Here is a 19,945-nt window from a genome sequence, read left to right as displayed (position 1 = left end):
AAGGGTAACAGTCTGCTCCGTATAGCTAACAAAGGATAAACCTTCCTAACGTGGCGGTGCTCAAAGACCAATTAAAACGTAACTCGATGGGCAGAACATGGCGTGTAGTAAGGATTATGCAGTGGGAACGGGTGTCACTCCCCCAGTGGTAACCAGTTCAGGATCACAAAAAACTGTTCCGGGCAGCACTGTAACAGTGCAGAAGGATATCAAACCCTCAACGGCTCAGGGAAAAAAACAGACAACATTTAATTTCAAAGTCGAGGAGGATGCTTCGGTTTCCATTCTTTACATGGGAAAGGCTCATGCTTCAGAGAAGCTCGAGCGGCGGCTGAAGCAGGATGTGCCACTTCTTTTTCGTGGAGTACAGGAAGCGTTGAACGGCGGATGGAATCCACCGCGCATACTATCTACTTCCAATAGACCCTTTTACAAGCTCAGTAGACAGCTCATGCTCAAAAGTACCGGGCATCAGGGTGCCTTTTCCCATACTTGTCTTGGCAGATGGAAAGGTGAACCGGGAAAAGTGTTTCTTAAATTGCAGAATGATAAGGAAGTGTCTGCTGAACAGGTAACAGCGGAAAGTCTACTACTGCAGAAGTTGCAGCATCCGAATATTGTCAGTTTGATCGCCTCGGGAACCTGTGAGGGTTTAGTAGAGGGACGAAAGGAAAGCCGCAGCTGGATGATAGAAGAGAGTGGTGAAAAGGATTTGTACCAGACACTTGAAAACTATGATCTGTCGAATCTTCAGAGTGCATTTGAGTGCGTCAGCGACTGTGTTGATGGGATCGCTTATCTGCACAAGAACAGGATTCTGCATAATGATCTCAAGCCCGACAACATTGTTTGGTGTAAGCGGGCAGGATATGTCCGTTGGGTAATCGCTGATCTGGGAGCGGCTTTAACCGTTGATGATGCTCAGACCGATCAGGGACCTCGGGGAACCTATGCCTATCTTGCCCCAGAGGCATTGCCTGAGGTTGGCCAGAAGTTAAGTTATGCCTCTGATATCTGGTCGCTTGGATTTATTCTGGCGGCCTTGACCGGTCAGGTGACACCTCGTGATCTTTTCGCTGATGATGAGAAGCATCAGCGCAGAGGCTACACGGTACCCGAGTTGCATGGCATCTGGCGTAAGATCACTGGCGATGGTAAACCTCTGGAAGAGTATTGCCTCAGTATTACCGGGAAAAGTTTTGATAGGTATGTCTCTGCCAAAGTGCCTTTAACAGACTACAGGGCGGATCAACCCTGGCAGATGCAGCTTCTTCTGGTGGCACTGGCCTGTGTTCGGGAAAAGCCGGAAGACAGGCCAACAGCCAAAGAGCTTCAGGCCTGGAGAGATACTGCTCTGGCAAAATAATGCTGCTGCGGTAACCTAGCGGCAGAAATTTTCTGCTGTGGGGTGTTATGAAACAGACGCTGTTTGTGACCGGAACGGATACCGATGCCGGCAAGACCATTGTCTCCTGCGGATTGCTGGCCCGGGCAAAGCTCGATGGCTTGACGACGGCAGCGATTAAGCCCATTGCGTCAGGCTGCGAGCAGACCGATGAAGGTCTGCGTAACAGTGATGCATTGGCTCTGCAGGCGGCAGTGACCATGACTCTCCCCTATGAACAGATCAACCCGGTGGCGCTGGAACCGGCCATTGCCCCGCATATTGCCCTGCAGGAAAGTCAGCGCCGTGTTTCTGCGGAACAGCTGGCGGGTTATTGCCGGGGGGTAATGATGAAGGGTGCAGATTTCACCCTGATTGAAGGGGCCGGTGGCTGGCGCGTACCGCTTTCCCCCCGGGAGATGTATTCCAGTGTACCTAAAAAGCTGGAGGTTCCGGTGATTCTGGTGGTGGGCATGAAGCTTGGCTGCATTAACCATGCAGTGCTGACCGCAGAAGCTATTTTCAAGGACGGTCTGAAGCTGGCAGGTTGGGTCGCTAACCGTGCAGAGGCGGATATGAGTCGGTTTGAAGAGAATCTGACCGCTTTAAAAGGATTGATGCCTGCACCATGCCTGGGTGTTGTACCGCATCTGGATGAGCCAACCCCGGAAAACGTGGCCAGCTATCTGACACTACCTAAATTCTAAAAAGCGAGGGGGAATGCATGCGTAAGTTCTATCAGGTTATCTGTCTGGCACTGTTTACTCTGGTGTCTGCCGGCTGTGTCTCCATGGATACCAATGATGAGATCACCGAACAATGGACTGCCCATAGCCCGCAGGATGCTGCGAGCTTGAGTGAACTGGCCGATCAGGGTGTGATCAGTAACCTGACTATCATGGAATCCTCCCCTGAGCAGTTTTCAGCCACAGGGCCCGCCCATGTGCTGGCTTGTTTAAGCTCCGGAGGGCGCTGGCTGGAAGACTATAACGAGTGTGAATTTATGCCGGCTGAGCAGTGTCTGGAGCATGATGGTGTGCTGAATTCGTGCGCGTCCGCCTGCCGCCATAGACCGGAAGCTAATATTTGCATCAAGATGTGCGTACCGGTTTGTCAGTTTCGTTAAGCTTTAAATCATCGGTTCAGGATAAAGCCTGAGCCGATGGTTGTTCTTGTGCAGCTTCATCCTGTGACTCTACCGCGACAGCCCGCACCGCAATGCCATTCAGTACCGCATTGCCAGACAGTAGATCAATATCCTGATCATCCGTCAGATCGTTAATGCTTTGGCCTGCCACAGACGCAGCAGTTTGCAGGCGCACACCTTCACGGTTATGTCCCCAGCCGTGGGGGATGCTGATGGTTCCACTCATCACAGCATCAGTTATCTCTACCGGTAAAGTAATATTGCCCACCCGTGAGCTAACCGAAACCTGGCCGACTTCAGAGATGCCACGTTGCTTGGCATCGGTTGGATGCATCATAACCGTACAGCGACTCTTGCTTTTGATCAGACGATGGCTGTTGTGCAGCCAGGAGTTATTACTGCGTACATGGCGGCGCCCAAAGAGCAGGAGGGTATCGGATTCCTTAAGTTGTGACTCAAAGCGTTCCAGTCGTTTCAGATCATTAAAAAAGAACTCGGGCTGAAGGTGGATACGTTTGTCTTTGGTGTACAAAGCTTTTGGCAAAGAAGGTTTGAGTTCGCCAAGATCAATACCATGAGGGTGTCGTGCAAGGCGCTTCAGGCTCAGGCCTTTGAGTGGGTTACGGAACCAACCATGTGGCCCGCTTCTCAGCAGAATATCCAGCAGTCGTCTTGGAGTAGAGAACTTGCGTGCCAATTTTTCTGTCAGGCCTTTGACCGGACGCAGACGATCTTCCAGCGCCTTGAATATTTGCCAGTCTTCCATTGCACCTGCGGGTGGCGGGAAGAGTGGTCCGGCAAAGCGGGTTGTGTTCCGGACGGCTAACAGATGGAAAATAATATCGTAGTGATCCCGTTCCAGTGGGCTGACAGGCGGAAGAATAAGATCAGCATGGCGAGTGGTTTCATTCAGATAGAAGTCGATGGAAACCATAAAGTCGAGACCTTCCAGCCCCTTCTCCAGCTGTGTGCCATTGGGCGTGCTGAGAACCGGGTTACCGGCAACAGTCACCAGCCCTCGCACCTGACCATCGCCTTCAACCAGCATCTCCTCTGCCATAGCCGCGACAGGAAACTCACCATTAAACTCCGGCAGCTTGCGCACTCGGGACAACCCCTTGCCGAAGTGACCGCGACCGGTTTGTTTTAAAATATCTGCCGCTGGTCGGGTAAACATCAGACCACCGGGTTCATCCAGCCGACCGGTCGCGATATTGATCAGCATGATCAAGAACTGACACAGCAACCCAAAGACTTGTACCGACACGCCCATGCGTCCATACATCACCGGGCGGTCTGCTTTACCAAAGTCGACAGCGAGCTGGTGGATTGTTTGTGCTGATATACCGGTGACTGCAGCGGCGCGTTCCGGTGTCCAGCCACTGACGTAATCCTTGATGGAATCAAAGTCATCCAGAAAAGCGGTTAAGCGTCCGGTATCAATCAAATGTTTTTCAAAGAGCGTGTTCAGTATCGCCATCAACAGGAAGGCATCGGTCCCGGGTTTGATGAAATGATGTTCATCAGCCAGCTCGGCTGTTTCTGTACGACGGGGGTCTATAACAATAAATTGGCCGCCGCGCTTTTGAATATCCTTCAAACGATTACGAACATCCGGCACGGTCATAATGCTGCCGTTCGAGGCCAGCGGATTACCGCCAATAATTACCATGTGAGTGGTATGGTCGATATCCGGAACCGGGATTTTCAGCTGATGACCAAACAGCTTCCAGGCAACAATATGGTGGGGGAGTTGATCGACCGATGTTGCTGAAAAACGGTTACGGGTGCGGACGGCATTAAAGAAATGGCGCCCCATAAGCAGGTTGCCGGTATTGTGAACATTAGGGTTGCCGAGATAAGTGGCGACAGCATCTTTGCCGTGGGCCTTTTGTGTTCGGCGAATACCTTCGGCCGCGCGGTCCAGAGCTTCTTCCCAGCCAATCTCTTTCCAGCCATCCTCCGTCTTTAACAGAGGTTGTCGGATACGATCTGGATCTTCGTGAATATCCTGCAGGGCTACAGCTTTCGGGCAGATATGTCCGCGGCTGAAAGGATCTTCAGCATCACCCTTAATAGAAAGAATCTGGCTGCCGTTATGGGTAATCTTAATGCCGCACATGGCTTCGCAAAGATTACAGGCGCGGAAGTGAGCCTGTTCCTTGTTTTGGGCGGACTTCGACTGTGAATACAGATGAGGAGTCAGGTGTGGCATGGTTGTACCGTGCTCTTTTTATTTACTAGCAGCGTAACCGGTTTTAGGTGGACAGGCCAGAACGGCCTGTCCGGGATGATCTACCAACAGTTTGTTAGCGGGCGGAGAGCTGCCCCCAGAGGCCTGCCTGCCACTCACCGTCTTTTACACCGAAGTTGACGTGAACAACGGCACCGGAATCCAGCGCATTACGAAGAGCCTTAGCTTCTGCTGCGTTCAGTGGCGCATCAAAGGTTGAGCCTGGGAACTCAGCAGTACAGGCTCCTGACCCCTGCCAGGAAACACCACTCGCCTCAGTACGAGCCCAGCTACCATCGGCAAGACGACAGGCATAAGCGCGGGTCTCACCACCGTAGGACAACTGCATAAACCGGTCACCATATTCCCAGAATTCCAGCGAACGACCCTGAGCATAGCCGTTGTAAGTGTTCTCGGGGCCAATAGCCCACAGCTGCTTGTTGATGCGGCCGGATGTGCTGTCGAGATCACTCTCTTCAATCATATCCAGACCAAAGGCATTTACGCCGTTCTCAATGCCGGTGCGGGCATCATCGGCACTGATAGCATCCTTACAGAAGTTATTGACGCACTCCTGAGAACGGGTGAAACGATCCAATACAACATGGTCGTCGTTTACATTGATGCTGGCCACACCGATATTGCGTTCCCAGCCACTGCCAACCATTACGTTGGTGGCAATATCACAGCCGGTGCTGCCGCCACTTTTATAGAAGAACACTCGTTTGCCACTCTTGCGCACTTTCTCCAGCGTCAGATCGAGAGGAACTTTCTGACATGCTTCAGCGGTGTAAACCATATCACCCATCCAGGCGACATCGTTTTTAAGCTGGCGGTAGCCATCGCTGTTGCCGTCCATATCATCCTGCAGGAAGAAGAACACGACATCGTTTTCATCAGCACCTTTCAGCCAGGAATCGACTTCACCCAGCATACGACGCAGGGTTGTGTCTTTCCGGCCGCAGTCTGTGGAGTGACAAACCTTGGTTTGACGATTGCCTTTGCGAACATCAAGTTCAAAGAACCGGGCACCCAGCTGCAGCTGTTTAATCATTGACCGACGATGGTTCGGGCCAGGGATGAGCTGCCCGCCAAAATAGGAGGTGCTGTTAAAGGCATTATGAGAGGCAATAACTGTGGACTGGGTCAGCGGTGCCTTGGCAGTAATGGCCTCGTTAACATCCAGAGCAATTTCGGCTGCGGAAGGCTCACGCTCTTCAACCCGGAAGGAGTCGGTGTTGTCACCCATCCAGCCGTTGTAGCCATCAAGGTTGGAATGACTGCGGGTCAGAATGCTCCAGCGTTTGTCAGTGCGATAACCTGGATACTCATAGGCATACACATCAACTTTACCGACAGTCATCAGTGATGAATCTTTATTGCGCCCCAGTGTGTAGTAATTGAGGTCGGAAGAGTAACCACCGGCTTCGGCACACATTGGTGTACCCCGGAAGCCAGGGTGTTCAAAGAAGCAGGCAAAGTTGCCGGAGTTGCGGGTGGCAACCTTGAACGAACTGATTCCGTCGTCCAGATCATCCATACGGTAGGTGTTGCCCATCACCACGGTTTTGGCACCGCCAAAGTTACCGTGTTCATAGATGGTGACATAGGCGTCGCCGTACAGCTTTATGGAAGAGATTCGGTCATTGCGCTCAGAACCAATCCAGCTGTTATCGCCAGTGCTGTAACACCATTCAGCACCTTCGTACTCGGGGTGATCGTAAAAACAGACTTTATCTTCTGCGCTGGCACTACCAGCAAACGAGGCAGACGCCAGGATGGCGAGACCTGCCGAGAGGTATCGTAACGATTTCATTGTTTTCCCTTTTTTTATTTTTAGAGCGGGAGTTAGCCTGCTGTATGTGAATGACACAGCAGTTACAACATTGTGACTCTAGGGCGAATAGAAGTGTTATTGAATGGTCAAAAAGTAGACGGCGGTGGGCGAGTGGGTCAGTGGCCTGAATGACAGTAAACGATCAGGCTTTTTTGCTCCGTAACGCCCTGAGTCTAAGGGGAAAAGTGCCGATCTAGCCGCAATCTATGGCATGAAAAAGTGAAAAATCTGATAGGTAAAGCCCTTGACACTTTACGTATCCATACGTAAGTTTCAAACACTTGTTTTAATTTGTCTGGGAGCCCTTCCCAGACTGGATCAGCGGCTTTGCCGACCAACAGAATCATAAATACTGAGGTCACAAATCATGCCAGAATATAAGGCCCCCCTTCGTGACATTCGCTTTGTCCGTGACGAGCTGTTGAATTTCCCAGAGCACTACGCTTCCCTGCCGGGTCTGGAAGAAGCCTCTCCAGACATGGTTGATGCCATCCTGGAAGAAGGTGCCAAGTTCTGTGAGCAGGTACTGGCTCCCCTGAATCAGGTGGGTGATCAGGAAGGTTGTACCTGGTCTGAAGATGGCGTGAAGACCCCAACCGGTTTTAAAGAAGCCTACCAGCAGTATGTTGAAGGCGGCTGGCCTTCCCTGGCTCACGAGCCTGAGTTCGGTGGTCAGGGTCTGCCTGAGTCCCTGAATCTGGTGATGAGCGAGCTGATCGGTGAAGCCAACTGGTCCTGGGGTATGTACCCTGGCCTGAGCCACGGCGCCATGAACACCCTGCATGCCCACGGTACTTCCGAGCAGCAGCAGACTTACTTGACCAAGCTGGTTTCCGGTGAGTGGACCGGCACCATGTGTCTGACCGAGCCACATTGTGGTACTGACCTTGGCATGCTACGCACCAAGGCCGAGCCTCAGGCTGACGGCACTTACAAAATTTCCGGCACCAAGATCTTTATCTCCGCTGGTGAGCACGATATGGCCGAGAACATCGTCCACATCGTACTGGCCCGCCTCCCGGATGCTCCATCCGGCACCAAGGGTATCTCCCTGTTCATCGTTCCAAAGCAGCTGCCAAACGAAGATGGCTCTGCCGGTGACCGTAACGCTGTTTCCTGTGGCTCCATCGAGCACAAGATGGGTATCCATGGTAACTCCACCTGTGTGATGAACTTTGATGCGGCAACCGGCTTCCTGATCGGCCCACCGAACAAAGGTCTGAACTGCATGTTCACCTTTATGAACACGGCCCGTATCGGTACTGGTCTGCAGGGTCTGGCTCACGCAGAAGTGGCTTACCAGGGCGCGCTGACTTATGCCCGTGAGCGTCTGCAGATGCGTTCCCTGAGCGGTCCCAAGAACCCTGAAGGTCCTGCTGACCCAATCATCGTACACCCTGATGTTCGCCGTATGCTGCTGACCATCAAGTCTTTCGCGGAAGGTAACCGGGCTCTGACTTACCTGGCGGCCAAGTACGTTGACATCATGCAGCACTCCGAGAGCGAAGAAGAGCGCAAGGCCGCTGACGGCATGCTCGGCTTCCTGACTCCAATCATCAAGGCGTTCATCACCGAGACCGGCTTTGAAGCCGCCAACCACGGTGTGCAGTGCTACGGTGGCCACGGCTTTATCAGCGAGTGGGGCATGGAGCAGAACGTTCGTGATGCCCGTATCTCTCTGCTGTATGAAGGCACCACCGGTATCCAGGCTCTCGACCTGCTGGGCCGTAAGATCCTGATGAGCCAGGGTGAATCTCTGAAGGCCTTCACCAAGGTTGTTCACAAGTTCTGTAAGGAACACGCTGACAACGAAGACCTGAAGGATTACATCCCTCAGCTGGCCGCTCTGAACAAGGAGTGGGGCGAGATCACCATGAAAGTTGGCATGAAGGCCATGCAGAACCGTGATGAGGTTGGTGCAGCGTCTGTCGACTTCCTGATGTACTCCGGCTACGTGATCCTGGCTTACCTGTGGGCCGATATGGCTCGTCTGGCCAAGACCAAGCTGGCTGAAGGCACCACTGAAGACGGCTTCTACACCTCCAAGGTGCAGACCGCCGACTTCTACTTCAGCAAGATTCTGCCACGTACCCAGATGCACAAGGCCTGCATTGAAGCGGGCGCAGACAGCCTGATGGCTATGGATGCCGCCAACTTCTAAGTTGTTCGCGAATCTTCTGTACACACCGAAACGGGCTCGAATGAGCCCGTTTCTTTTTGCCTAAGTTTTCTGCCTGAATGTTATTGCGGCGGGTAGAGGGCGTTCAGGAAGATGGTTTGCAGCTGACCATAATGCAGCGGGTCTTTGCTGCCCTGTTGGGTAATCAGGGTTGCTACAGCGGCCTTGAAGGGCGGAGCGTAGAGGTTCTCTTCAATATCTTTCAGGGCATCCAGAAGTTCTGCGGTCAGCTCGGTAATACGTTTGCGCAGTTCTTCCTTTTGGCTTCGTGCCTGCTCTTTGCTCATCTGCTCGTTGGGATCGTCTGGCGTCATGGACTGAAGGGTCTTGGCAGCATCCATCTGGCCCTGAATAAACCGTCGAACCAGCGCTTCGTCCAGCCCCAGAGCTTTGGCTTTGGCCGCAGCACCATCCAGTACCATCTTCTCCCGTTCCGGATCATGAACCTTGTCACCCAGAACCTTCTTGGCGGCAGCCATCTGGGGCATCAGGGAGAGGCGTTCGTTGGAAATCCGGAATAAGGTCTGAATCTTCTCTCTGGCATTATCAGAAAGAGAGATATCCTCTACGTCCCGGAGCTGGATTCTCTGGTGGTTCGTCGCCGGGCCTGAGCCAGTCTGGGGGTAAAGATCGGGGTCAGCGGGAGCCTTCCGGTCTGACTGTGCAACCAGTTGAACTCGGGCGGAATCAATATGAGGAAGCGTAGGACTGTCCATAACATCACCTGCAGGTACTCACTGCAGAGGCTTTCGGCTTTGCCGGACAGTTCTGTAGGCCAGAGTTGTATTCTATTGGTGGGGCAAATATGCCAGACTGCCCGTTCCAGAGGGCTTGGGTGCATAATTAAAAATGACAGATGTAAACGATCTTCAAGACGAACTGCTGACCACCGCAGAAAAGCTGAATATGGAAACGGCCCGGATTCCCTGGTCAGAGCTACAAAGACTTTATGCGCGGGGCGTAGTGCTGATCGTGTCTCAACCCCTCGACCTGGTCACAGTTGCTGCCGCTTTTGTTGATGATAAGGCTGAAGATGTGAAGGGCTGGCTCGATAAAGAGCTGATTCGCAAAGCCGATGATGACGATGCCAAAGCCTGGGTTGAAGCGGATGCTTCGATGTGGGCTGTCGCGGCTGCACCCTGGGTGCTGGTGCAGCCGGATCAGTAATTACTTGAAGCTGTAGCCGAACGCTATTTCATGCAGGTTGAAGCCATCGTTCTCGCTGTGCAGACCTGCATTGGAATAGTGGAAGGCGCGCAGGATAACCTGATACTGCTGGCGGCTGCCAAAGGTGAAGCCAACGCCAATACGATCTTCAAACTGTAACTTCATCCCCATATCAACGGGGTCTTCGTCTTTCGCTCTCAGCATGCTGCCGGACTGGTAAGCGAGGCCTATTCCTGCCTCGCCAAAGGGCGTCCAGCTGCCGAACCAGGGTGACTTGCGGGTGATTCGGAACACCGGCGAGAAGGCGACCGCAGTGATTTGATCTTCACCCTTCTTGCTGATTTGAGCGCGTTTGGAAAGACGGCTGTTCCAGCGGTTGAGCGACGCATCAAAATAGCCGCCCACATACCAGTCACCATCGTTAAACCACTTGCTCTCCCACTCCTTGAATACCGAAATCCGGTAGCTGCGCAGTTCGGCTTTACTGGCGAAGTCTTCCCCGCCGGAAATGATGATGCCATCAATCCATTCACCGTAACTGCTGGAAGCAAAGAGAGTGGCGGAAAGGGTAATGACTGCTGCTCTGATCCATTGAGCCATGGTTTTGACGTCCTGTGTGCGGGATTACTCAGGACTATCGGCGAGCTGCACAACAGGATAAGGATGAAAGCTTTGCACGCTTCGGGAAAAATTCAAACGAGCGTATGAACTATGGCAAATTGTGAGTATTATACGTGTCAGCCGAATAGAGGGCGGTGGATCGGTGCGCCTGATCTGCCGAAGTGGTATTGATTTAAATAGCCGTCAAGATAACAAGTACAGAGGTGACTATGGCCGAATATAAAGCCCCGTTGCGTGATATGCAGTTTGTACTCAACGAAGTCTTCAAGGCTGGTGACCTGTGGGCAGGCCTGCCGGGTCTGGCTGAAGTCGTAGATTCTGAAACTGCCGAAGCCATTCTTGAGGAAGGTGCAAAGCTGACCAGCCGTGAGCTGGCTCCTCTGAACCGCTCCGGCGATGAAGAAGGTGCCAAGTGGGTAGACGGTGTCGTCACCACTCCAGCAGGTTTTAAAGAAGCCTTTGCTACCTACGCCGAAGGCGGTTGGGTTGGTCTTGGCGGCAACCCTGAGTTTGGCGGCATGGGCATGCCGAAGATGCTGAGCGTACAGTTTGAAGAGATGATGTACAGCGCCAACAACTCTTTCACCCTGTATCCAACCCTGACTGCTGGCGCCTGTCTGGCCATCAATGCCCACGCCAGTGAAGAGCTGAAGTCCCAATATCTGCCAAACATGTATGCCGGTGTCTGGTCTGGTTCCATGTGTCTGACCGAGCCTCATTCCGGTACTGACCTTGGCATCATCCGCACCAAGGCCGAGCCACAGGCTGATGGCTCCTACGCAGTGACCGGTACCAAGATCTTTATCACCGGCGGCGAGCATGACCTGAACGAAAACATTATTCACCTGGTGCTCGCTAAGCTGCCGGATGCTCCGGCCGGCCCTCGCGGTATCTCCCTGTTCCTGGTTCCAAAGATCATGGTGAACGAGGATGGTTCATTGGGTGAGAAGAATGCGGTGTCCTGTGGCTCTATCGAGCACAAGATGGGTATCAAGGCTTCCGCGACCTGCGTCATGAACTTCGATGGTGCCAAAGGCTATCTCGTTGGTGAACTGAACAAAGGTCTGGCGGCCATGTTCACTATGATGAACTACGAGCGTCTGTCCATTGGTATCCAGGGGCTGGGTTGCTCCGAGATGAGCTACCAGAGCGCTGTTGAATACGCCAAGGATCGTCTGCAGAGCCGTGCCGCAACCGGCCCGGTTGAGCCAAACAAGGCCGCTGACCCGATCATTGTTCATCCGGACGTGCGTCGGATGCTGATGAACATCAAAGCGACTACCGAAGCCGGCCGTGCCTTCTCCACCTATGTGGGCATGCAGCTCGACCTGGCCAAGCACGCTGAAGATGATGTTGCCAAGGCTAAGGCGGAAGGTCTGGTTGCTTTGCTGACGCCTGTCGCCAAAGCCTTCTTCACTGACCTTGGTCTGGAAAACTGTGTTCAGGGCCAGCAGGTGTTTGGTGGCCACGGTTATATCCGTGAGTGGGGTCAGGAGCAGCTGGTACGTGACGTGCGTATCGCTCAGATCTATGAAGGCACCAACGGCATCCAGGCGCTGGATCTGATGGGCCGTAAGACTGTTGCCAACGGTGGCAAGCTGTTTGGTCTGTTTGCTGAAGAGATCCGTGAGTTTGCGAACAGTGGTGCTGCACCGGAAGAGTTCAGCAAGCCTCTGGTTGATGCTGTCAGCAAGTTGGAAGAACTGACTCACTTCGTGATCGATGGTTCCAAGAACAACCCGAATGAAGTGGGTGCGGCCTCTGTCGAATACCTGCACGCTTTCGGTTACGTAGCCTACGCCTACATGTGGGCACGTATGGCCGCTGTTGCTCAGGCTGGTGTTGAAGGTTCCGAGGCAGATTTCTACCAGGGCAAGCTGTCCACCGGTCGTTACTACTTCAAGCGTCTGCTGCCACGTATCGAGAGTCTGGCTGCGGCCGTTCGCTCCGGTGCTGATCCGTTGTTCGAGCTGACTGCTGATCAGTTCTAAGCGAAGAAGTTAGAAAAGCTAGCAACGAAAGGGCGCTTTATGCGCCCTTTCTGTGTTTTATCTGGTCGGTAAAGCCTGGGTCATTACAGGCGGGAGGGAGTTGCTCCGGAAGCTTGTTCTGGTGGTAACCATAAAGGGTTATGGTGTGCTGGCCGTCAGCAATTGTTTCAAACAGCTTTTGCAGATCTTGTTTGTTAATACTCTGAATGGCTTTGGCCAGCAGTTCTGTCTGGTTAAAGTCGATAAAACCGCCGTCCAGATCGTTCCAGAATTTGAATGCCTGCCCGCTCATGGTTTTTTCAGGGCTGAGTATCTCTGCTGTTGTGGCTTCTTTCAGGGTATTGAGCTGCTCATCCGGAAGCTCTGCCAGTGTGGTTTTGAAGCCAGAGAGAAACGTTTGAATGCGTTCACCCACAAACTCCGGTGTATTGTCTGGAGCCTGGATAATGAAACTCATGGATGGGTAATGCTGGGTTTCTGAAGAGAAGGCTCCAACCAGATACCCCAACTGTTCCTGAGTACGAAGCTGCGCGTAAAACGGTGATTCCAGCACGCTGGCCAGAAGGCTGTAAGTCGCCCGGGTTTTCAGGTCTTTGTCGAGGGCGGTATTCGTCACCAGGACGGCAGCATCCGCATTGATATAACTGACCGAACAAATATTCTCTGCGGGCTGTGCTGGCACATAACCCGGCAGAATGGGTTTTGGAATCGGGGCGTTGCTGCTAGCTAGTGGAGCCACTGTTGCGATCATCCGATCCCGTTGCTTGCTGCTGGCATTACCGCTGATCAGCATTCTGATCTGTGCCCGATCAAACAGCTTCTGGCTCCAGGCTTGAAGGTCTTTGGCGGTTATATTCTCCATGGCCTGCAGCTGAGCTTCGGGAGAGTGCTCGCTGCGGACCAGTATTCTTTTCAGAGCCTGACGCAGTAATGGTGATGGATCCATATAATCGATATTCTGGATGTGCTTGCGCATCAGCTCTTTTTTCTGGGTCAGCCTGGTTTCATCAAACTCAACCGTTTGCATCCAGCCAAGCACGGTCTCCATAAATCCGGGCAGGTTATCGTTAAAGCCGGAGAACTCCACCAGAAACCCTTCATCGTCATGCCAGAGGCTGTAACTCAGATCAGCCATCCCTGCCATATAAAGCGGTTCCAGATAGATCTCATTGAGCAGTATGGAATAGAGCCGGAAGCGCATAACGTTATCTACGTCCGGATCGGTGTAGGTGGTTTGAAAGCGAATAATGGCATGGGTCTTGGGTGTGGCGAAGCTGCGGTCAAAATGGTTCCAGACCTTCATACCGGGCTTATTAACAATAAGTTTCGGCTTCTTGCTCTCCTGACCGTCATTGAGAGTCAGATCTTCCGGCAAAAAGGTATTGGTCGGAGGAATGGCCAGTTGATCTGCCATCGGTGAAGGTGACAGATAGAACGCCTGTTGATCTTCCGAGAGCTTGCGGGTGCTGTAGGTCATGCCCATCCAGGGTTCTGTTTTCAGCTCTGCTTCCTCAACAGGTGGCTTCTGGTCACTGCTGACCCTTACCAGCATATTGTCCGGTGTCAGCTGGGCAAGAATGTGCTGAATACGCTTCGGGTTATAGGATTTGAAAGTGTAAGAAGCGGCGATCAGTTGCTCGGGTGGAAGAATCTCCAGACGCTCGACCAGATCGGTCGCGAGACTGTCCGGTGAATCAATCTCCATAAACCGGAAGGCCAGTTCCTGTGTCTGTCTGATCTCCTGATACAGCGAATCCTGTACACCTTCCTGTTGTACAAGATGAATGTAATCAAAGGTCAGGCGAATAATTTCATCAATATGCTGCTGACCCTTGTCGGTCATATTGAAATAGACTTCCAGCTTGGCCTCGTTGCCGGTATCGACGGCATAGCTGTATAGCCCCTGAATCCAACCCTGTTGAAGCAGCAAACTGTTGAGTGAACCTTTGCCTTCGTGCCCGAGAAAGTGGGAAACATACAGGCTGGATTTTTGCGTAAGGTGGTTCGGATCACTCTCCAGCGGGAAAGTCAGATGCAGTCCATCAGATTGGGTCTGGGTCTGCACATCAATCCGAATGCCTGTCTCTTTGGCGGTGTAGTGTCGGGTTTTATTGGGTTTGTCCGGTGCTTTGCGCTTTGGTATGCCCCCGAGCATCAGTTTCACCTGTTCTTCCATCTCATCCAGCGAATGGTTGCTGACCAGAGAGATCGCCATGTTCTGGCTGACATACCAGGTATTGTGGAAACGCCGCAAAGCCTGCTGCAGTTCTGGCGTGTTTGGCAGGGTATCCAGATTGCCGACTGCAAAACGTGAGGCCGGGTGCTCGGGGTTAAAGGTGGCTCGCTTCACCATGGCCTGTCGCCAGCCATCCTGCTGCTTATAAATCTGGAACTCGGAATCAACCGCATGACGCTCACGATCGATAAGCTCAGGAGCGAGCAGCGGTGAAATAAAGAACTGGGCGAGACGATCCAGTGCCGGGAACAGGGCATCTTTCTGGATGGAAAAGAAGTAGATCGTCTCCGTATCAGCAGTCCAGGCATTGCTGAAACCGCCATGCTGGCTGAGGAATTCATCAAAGCTGTTAGGTTCCGGGTACTTCTCGCTGCCCAGAAACAGCATATGTTCGAGCAGATGAGCCAGGCCGGGAAAGTTGTCTGGGTTCTGCTCACTCCCTGCATAGACACCTACCGAGGCCGCAGCCGTTTCTGAATCCGGGCTGTGCGTCAAAATGACTCTGACCCCATTTTCAAGCACAAGGTAACGATAATCCCTGGGGTCTGATGGGCTTTTAATAATGCTGACAGAGTCGTGGGCTGGAATGGTGGGCAACGCCTGACAGGAACTCAGGAACAGGCTGAGAATAACCGTGATAAGCAGAGAGGGAAGACGATGCATGATGAACTCTGGCCGATGGCTTTGAATACTAAGCTATCGGCCAGAATCGGGGTTAAGCAAGTTAAGGCTCAACAGGTATCAAGAGCCTGTACGCTCAGGGTTATCGATAAAGGGATTGCGGGTTCCCTGCAGTTGTTCAACCCGATCGTTGCGCTGCCGTTCCTGCTCATCCGGTGGGTCGGCACGATGCCAGTCCAGTAGTGTCTGGCGGTTGCTCTGCAGCGGCATCTGGTAGGCCTCTTCCACATAGAGAAGAACCCGTGCCAGATCTCCACGCAAATGCTCAGCAGGTTCCAGAATCTGGAAGGAGATATTCAACGCACAGCCTTTTTTAACAGGCTCCCTGAAGTCGTTTTTACTCAGGGTGTCGTAATAGTTGTTGCGCAGCTTCAGAGCTACACGGTTTTGCATGGGATAAATATTATGGAGATCTTGCGAAATCCGTTGGTAGCGGCTGTTGGATTGGCACTGGTTGTCAGTATCACACCCGAGTGTCTGTCTGACGCTGCTGAGTGGATAGATCAACGCACTGCGTATTCGTCCGCCAAGTTTGGTGAATTTGGAACCGCAGTAGAGGGACTTGCCTCCTTGCGGGTAAAGGGTCATTAACAGGTCATCCTGACCATTAGCTGATGTCGGTGAAGCAGACAGAGTCAGCAATAGAGGCACCGCCATAAGCCAGGATTTTTTTATTATTCTCATGGTCTTTCCGGTCTGTGCAATGTGTTTGCGCCCTCATCTTAAAGGATGAAGGAGACAGGAAGCAAAACTGTGACGTTTAGTTAGGCGTCACCGGGGTTATAAAACGACTCAGGAGAGCCAGGGAGAAATAATATTTTTGAGGCTGTCGACCTTGATGGGCTTGGAAATGTAATCATCCATTCCGGCTTTAATACATTTCTCCCGATCACCTTCCATGGCATTAGCCGTCATGGCGATAATCGGCAGGTGAATACCTTTCTGCTGTTGTTCCCGCTTGCGGATAACATTGGTGGCTTCGTAACCGGACATAACCGGCATCTGGCAATCCATCAGGGCAAAGGTATAACCCTTGCCGGCACTCATATCGACAGCTTCCTGACCGTTGGCGGCAATATCGACATTGCTGAGGCCAAGCTTCTTCAGCATGGCGATGGCGACTTTTTGATTCACGGGATTATCTTCAACCAGCAATACCGGAATCTGCTCACCAAACTGCTTCTCTGTACTCTTAGGTGCTTCGGGCACTTCATCCGGAATGGCACTGTGCCTGTTCATGACTTCCATGGTGGCATCAAGCAGCTGAGACTGACGGAAGGGTTTGGCCAGACAGCCATGCAGATCTGCGGCTCGTTGTTCGCGCATCGAAAGTTGTCCGGCACTGGTCAGCATAATACGACGGGCGCTGTGCAGTTTGTTGTCGGAAGCGATGGCTTTGGAAACTTCCAGACCATCCATATCCGGCATCTGCATATCCAGATAGACCAGATCAAAAGGTCGCCCGGCGGTTACCGCATCCTTCATCTTTTCCAGAGCCTGAATGCCATTTTCCGCAGAGGCGTGGTCGATATTCCAGGCTTCCAGATATTTGTGCATGATCTCGCGATTGGTCGGGTTGTCATCAACCACAAGAGCGTAAATGTCGTTTAACACCATATGCTTCTGGCTTTTTACCGGGAGGGTATGGCTCTCCTCGAAGTCCACCTCAAAGAAAAAGCAGGAACCCTTGCCCTGCTCACTGGTGACCTGCAGCTGGCTGTCCATCAATTCAACCAGCTGGCGGGAAATGGTAAGGCCAAGACCGGTGCCGCCAAACTTGCGGGTGGTGGAGTTGTCGGCCTGGGAGAACGGCTCAAACAGTTTGGGAATCACATCTGCCGCGATGCCTATGCCGGTATCCTCAACCTCAAAACGCACCTTGTGGCGGGAGCCATCCTTGCCTTTGTAGAGAGCCCGAACAATTACCTCGCCCTCGGTGGTGAACTTCACGGCATTACCTATGAGATTGGTCAGCACCTGACGCAGCCGCACAGGATCACCTTTTACCGATTCCGGCATATTCACATCGGTATAACAGCCCAGCTCAATGGTCTTCTCACGGGCTTTGCCGGCCAGCAGAGCGCAGACATCATCGGTCAGTGCCGACGGGCTCATATCTATGGTTTCCAGTTCCAGCTTGCCGGCTTCAATCTTGGAGAAGTCGAGAATGTCATTGATGATCTGCAGCAGTGCATCCGCTGAACCGTAAGCGGTGTTCAGATAATCCCTCTGCCCCTTATCCAGCTCGGTATCCTTCATTAGCTCCAGCATACCCAGCACACCATTCATAGGCGTGCGGATCTCATGGCTCATATTGGCCAGGAAGGCGCTTTTGGTCTGGGCCGCTTCCAGTGCGGTTTCCTTGGCCTGATTGGCTTCTTCAATGGCTGTCTGGAGATTGGTGTTGGCCAGATTCAAGGCTTCAGTACGAAGCTCAACCGTGCTTTCCAGTTCCTTTTTATGCTCATTCAGCTGCTTATCCCGGCTGCTGATCTGGTTCATCATTTCATTGAAGTTATCGTACAGCTGGCCAATCTCATCGTTGCTCTTCTTCTCAAGCTCATGATCATAAAACTGGTAGATGGAAACCTGCTTCATGGCCTGTGCCAGTTCGGTAATGGGCTTGGTGATCTGCCGCTGCATCCGGAAGGCAAAGATATAGGTGATGATGATGGCCAGAATGGTAATCATCAGAGCGGCAAGTACGTTCAGGGTGATCTGCTGATAGAGTGAATCCAGACTCGCACGAATCACGATGGTGCCCAGCGGCTTGCCGTCGAAATAGACTGCCTGAGAGACATCCAGATAATCATCGCTGAACCGGGCGGTTCGTTCGGATGGGGGCGTTGGCTGGGCTTTGAAAGTAAATGTATCGGTCTTAGGGTAACTGGCCAGTCTCTCGCCATTTGCCAGAAACAGATGAGCTTCCTGAATAGTGGAGACAACATTCAGCCCTTGCAGAAGCTCCGTGGCGGCGGCCTTGTCCTCAAAGTAGACCGAGGCCTGACTGTTGGTGGAGAACACCTGAGCCAGATTCTGAATGCGTTCAAGCATTGCATCCCGGGACTTCATATAATCACTGACGCTAAATACCAGCAGGCTGACCAGCAGGCCGATTTCGGCCGTGGTCATCATGGCGTAGCGCAGCTTGCGCTCGATTGAGAGTTTGGATGAACGAGACATCACATCCCTGTGACGGTTGTTGAGGTATCAGAAAAAGCTTAGATCACCGTTGTGTGAGCAGTAGTGGCTGAACCTTGCTGGTTCGGTCTGCAAGCTGTGATGCTGTTGTGGATGACGATTCAGTTCTGGTCACAATCAGATTGGCCGTTAGAATGCAGACCGTAAGAAGTATGACGGTGAGCCCTTGGCGAGATGACTGGCGCATAGAGATTCCCTTCTCGTAGCGGCTGAGCGGGCATCGAGGAAGAGCGTCGATGGGAAGCAGCTCAGCATTTTTTATTGTTATTCCTTATTAAAAAGTTAGTAGATATTTCGATGAGTGCAATTGAGTTACTGGCAGAACGTCTGCGCACCACCACTCTGGGCGATGCAGTTTGCCGGTTGTTTCATGGCCGGGGCCGCGTGCTGGAAGGCTTTGAGCAGATTACTCTAGACTGGTATCCACCGGTTCTGTTGTTGACGGCTTTCAAACCGGTTGATCAGGAACTCAAGGGTGAACTGGAACAGATGCTGCAAATGTTGTGGACCGGGCACTGGCAGCGACAGGATGAGATGAACCTGGTGTTCCAGCAGCGTGGCGCCGGTATTGCCAGTGTGGATGTGCTGTCCGGCAGTGTTCCTGAACACCATATTGTTGAAGAGAATGGCCGGAAGTCCCTCGTGCATTTGATGCGTGGTCAGAACCATGGTCTGTTTCTGGATATGCGCAATGGTCGGGACTGGGTGCAGGAAAATGCCTCCGGAAAGAATGTACTGAACCTGTTCTCCTACACCTGTGCCTTTTCTGTCGCGGCCTTAGAGGGCGGTGCAGAGCAGGTTATCAATATCGATATGAGCAAAGGTGCTCTGGCGATTGGACGGGATAACCATAAGATCAATGGGCTGAACGACAAGTATCGTCTGCTGGGCCACGATATCTTCAAGTCCTGGGGCAAGCTGCGCAAACTTGGGCCTTACGATCTGATCATTGCTGATCCGCCAAGCAACCAGAAAGGCAGCTTTGTTGCCACCAAGGACTATCCTCGCCTGCTGAGAAAACTGCCTGAGCTGTTAAACACCAATGGTGAAGTTCTGCTGTGCCTGAATGCCCCGGAGCTGCCGGGTGATTTTCTGAAAGAGCAGGTACGTGAAGAGTGCCCGGAACTGTTATTTGTCAGACAGATTGAAAACCCTGCAGTGTTTATGGATGTTGACCCGGATCGTGCTCTCAAGGTATTCCTTTATCGGAAGCCTTTTTAAAGCCATACAAAAAGTCTGATCGTATTTTGCTGTAGGAGTTCACAACA

The 19,945-nt window shown here is 52.4% G+C and carries 14 protein-coding genes; 7 read left to right on the top strand and 7 right to left on the bottom strand.

The window, feature by feature from the left end; genetic code table 11:
• Positions 1–97: 97 nt before the first annotated feature.
• The 3 genes from EHSB41UT_RS09560 to EHSB41UT_RS09550 are packed head-to-tail and all read left to right on the top strand — an operon-like array spanning position 98 to position 2,510.
• Positions 98–1,366 carry a protein kinase domain-containing protein gene (locus EHSB41UT_RS09560; protein WP_087109171.1) on the top strand — a complete coding sequence of 423 codons (1,269 nt, stop codon included), beginning with the start codon at positions 98–100 and terminating at the stop codon, positions 1,364–1,366.
• Between the two features lie 47 nt (positions 1,367–1,413).
• Positions 1,414–2,091, top strand: a complete 678-nt coding sequence (gene bioD, locus EHSB41UT_RS09555) for a dethiobiotin synthase (protein ID WP_087109169.1) — start codon at positions 1,414–1,416, stop codon at positions 2,089–2,091.
• A gap of 17 nt (positions 2,092–2,108) precedes the next feature.
• A complete protein-coding gene (locus tag EHSB41UT_RS09550) occupies positions 2,109–2,510 on the top strand; it encodes a hypothetical protein (protein WP_087109168.1) in 402 nt (133 codons plus the stop codon).
• Positions 2,511–2,526: 16 nt separating this feature from the next.
• On the opposite strand, the gene EHSB41UT_RS09545 is transcribed toward EHSB41UT_RS09550, so the two are convergent.
• Positions 2,527–4,746: a molybdopterin-dependent oxidoreductase gene (locus EHSB41UT_RS09545; RefSeq protein ID WP_087109166.1), complete on the bottom strand. Its 2,220-nt coding sequence runs from the start codon at positions 4,744–4,746 to the stop codon at positions 2,527–2,529.
• Between the two features lie 94 nt (positions 4,747–4,840).
• A complete protein-coding gene (locus EHSB41UT_RS09540; protein WP_087109164.1) occupies positions 4,841–6,580 on the bottom strand; it encodes a phosphatidylinositol-specific phospholipase C domain-containing protein in 1,740 nt (579 codons plus the stop codon).
• Positions 6,581–6,968: 388 nt separating this feature from the next.
• Between EHSB41UT_RS09540 and EHSB41UT_RS09535 the strand changes: the two genes are divergently transcribed.
• Entirely contained in the window at positions 6,969–8,762 is a 1,794-nt protein-coding gene (locus tag EHSB41UT_RS09535) for an acyl-CoA dehydrogenase C-terminal domain-containing protein (RefSeq protein WP_087109162.1), read from the top strand.
• A gap of 80 nt (positions 8,763–8,842) precedes the next feature.
• On the opposite strand, the gene EHSB41UT_RS09530 is transcribed toward EHSB41UT_RS09535, so the two are convergent.
• Positions 8,843–9,496, bottom strand: coding sequence for a chorismate mutase (locus tag EHSB41UT_RS09530; RefSeq protein WP_087109161.1), 654 nt, complete (start codon positions 9,494–9,496; stop codon positions 8,843–8,845).
• Between the two features lie 133 nt (positions 9,497–9,629).
• On the opposite strand from EHSB41UT_RS09530, the gene EHSB41UT_RS09525 reads away from it, so the two are divergent.
• Positions 9,630–9,947 (top strand): DUF2288 family protein, encoded by a 318-nt coding sequence (locus EHSB41UT_RS09525; RefSeq protein WP_087109160.1) that lies wholly within the window; start codon positions 9,630–9,632, stop codon positions 9,945–9,947.
• On the opposite strand, the gene EHSB41UT_RS09520 is transcribed toward EHSB41UT_RS09525, so the two are convergent.
• Positions 9,948–10,547, bottom strand: coding sequence for an acyloxyacyl hydrolase (locus tag EHSB41UT_RS09520; protein ID WP_087109158.1), 600 nt, complete (start codon positions 10,545–10,547; stop codon positions 9,948–9,950). It abuts the gene before it with no gap.
• Positions 10,548–10,777: 230 nt separating this feature from the next.
• On the opposite strand from EHSB41UT_RS09520, the gene EHSB41UT_RS09515 reads away from it, so the two are divergent.
• On the top strand, positions 10,778–12,559 hold the full coding sequence (locus EHSB41UT_RS09515; protein WP_087109156.1) for an acyl-CoA dehydrogenase C-terminal domain-containing protein: 1,782 nt from the start codon (positions 10,778–10,780) through the stop codon (positions 12,557–12,559).
• A gap of 37 nt (positions 12,560–12,596) precedes the next feature.
• Here EHSB41UT_RS09515 and EHSB41UT_RS09510 read toward each other — a convergent pair whose 3' ends face one another.
• The 3 genes from EHSB41UT_RS09510 to EHSB41UT_RS09500 all read right to left on the bottom strand — a co-directional run bounded on the left by EHSB41UT_RS09510 (position 12,597) and on the right by EHSB41UT_RS09500 (position 18,659).
• A complete protein-coding gene (locus EHSB41UT_RS09510; RefSeq protein ID WP_087109154.1) occupies positions 12,597–15,458 on the bottom strand; it encodes an insulinase family protein in 2,862 nt (953 codons plus the stop codon).
• Positions 15,459–15,536: 78 nt separating this feature from the next.
• Positions 15,537–16,160: an endonuclease gene (locus EHSB41UT_RS09505; protein WP_087109152.1), complete on the bottom strand. Its 624-nt coding sequence runs from the start codon at positions 16,158–16,160 to the stop codon at positions 15,537–15,539.
• A gap of 108 nt (positions 16,161–16,268) precedes the next feature.
• Entirely contained in the window at positions 16,269–18,659 is a 2,391-nt protein-coding gene (locus tag EHSB41UT_RS09500; RefSeq protein WP_087109151.1) for a response regulator, read from the bottom strand.
• 315 nt (positions 18,660–18,974) lie between these two features.
• Here EHSB41UT_RS09500 and EHSB41UT_RS09495 point away from each other — a divergent pair, with 315 nt between their 5' ends.
• The gene (locus EHSB41UT_RS09495) at positions 18,975–19,898 is read left to right on the top strand and encodes a class I SAM-dependent methyltransferase (RefSeq protein WP_087109843.1); all 924 of its coding nucleotides are present in this window, start codon (positions 18,975–18,977) and stop codon (positions 19,896–19,898) included.
• Positions 19,899–19,945: the final 47 nt, after the last annotated feature.

The sequence above is a fragment of the Parendozoicomonas haliclonae genome, assembly GCF_900174585.1.
Classification (GTDB): domain Bacteria; phylum Pseudomonadota; class Gammaproteobacteria; order Pseudomonadales; family Endozoicomonadaceae; genus Sansalvadorimonas; species Sansalvadorimonas haliclonae.
The sequence above is the reverse complement of the archived record's forward strand: the minus strand, read 5'-3'. Positions and strand labels throughout refer to the sequence as shown.

What these genes read in the sequence shown, in the direction of transcription:
- EHSB41UT_RS09560 (WP_087109171.1), top strand. Translation starts at nt 98, where the DNA reads ATGGCGTGTAGTAAGGATTATGCAGTGGGAACGGGTGTCACTCCCCCA.
- bioD (WP_087109169.1), top strand. Translation starts at nt 1,414, where the DNA reads ATGAAACAGACGCTGTTTGTGACCGGAACGGATACCGATGCCGGCAAG.
- EHSB41UT_RS09550 (WP_087109168.1), top strand. Translation starts at nt 2,109, where the DNA reads ATGCGTAAGTTCTATCAGGTTATCTGTCTGGCACTGTTTACTCTGGTG.
- EHSB41UT_RS09545 (WP_087109166.1), bottom strand. Translation starts at nt 4,746, where the DNA reads ATGCCACACCTGACTCCTCATCTGTATTCACAGTCGAAGTCCGCCCAA.
- EHSB41UT_RS09540 (WP_087109164.1), bottom strand. Translation starts at nt 6,580, where the DNA reads ATGAAATCGTTACGATACCTCTCGGCAGGTCTCGCCATCCTGGCGTCT.
- EHSB41UT_RS09535 (WP_087109162.1), top strand. Translation starts at nt 6,969, where the DNA reads ATGCCAGAATATAAGGCCCCCCTTCGTGACATTCGCTTTGTCCGTGAC.
- EHSB41UT_RS09530 (WP_087109161.1), bottom strand. Translation starts at nt 9,496, where the DNA reads ATGGACAGTCCTACGCTTCCTCATATTGATTCCGCCCGAGTTCAACTG.
- EHSB41UT_RS09525 (WP_087109160.1), top strand. Translation starts at nt 9,630, where the DNA reads ATGACAGATGTAAACGATCTTCAAGACGAACTGCTGACCACCGCAGAA.
- EHSB41UT_RS09520 (WP_087109158.1), bottom strand. Translation starts at nt 10,547, where the DNA reads ATGGCTCAATGGATCAGAGCAGCAGTCATTACCCTTTCCGCCACTCTC.
- EHSB41UT_RS09515 (WP_087109156.1), top strand. Translation starts at nt 10,778, where the DNA reads ATGGCCGAATATAAAGCCCCGTTGCGTGATATGCAGTTTGTACTCAAC.
- EHSB41UT_RS09510 (WP_087109154.1), bottom strand. Translation starts at nt 15,458, where the DNA reads ATGCATCGTCTTCCCTCTCTGCTTATCACGGTTATTCTCAGCCTGTTC.
- EHSB41UT_RS09505 (WP_087109152.1), bottom strand. Translation starts at nt 16,160, where the DNA reads ATGAGAATAATAAAAAAATCCTGGCTTATGGCGGTGCCTCTATTGCTG.
- EHSB41UT_RS09500 (WP_087109151.1), bottom strand. Translation starts at nt 18,659, where the DNA reads ATGTCTCGTTCATCCAAACTCTCAATCGAGCGCAAGCTGCGCTACGCC.
- EHSB41UT_RS09495 (WP_087109843.1), top strand. Translation starts at nt 18,975, where the DNA reads ATGAGTGCAATTGAGTTACTGGCAGAACGTCTGCGCACCACCACTCTG.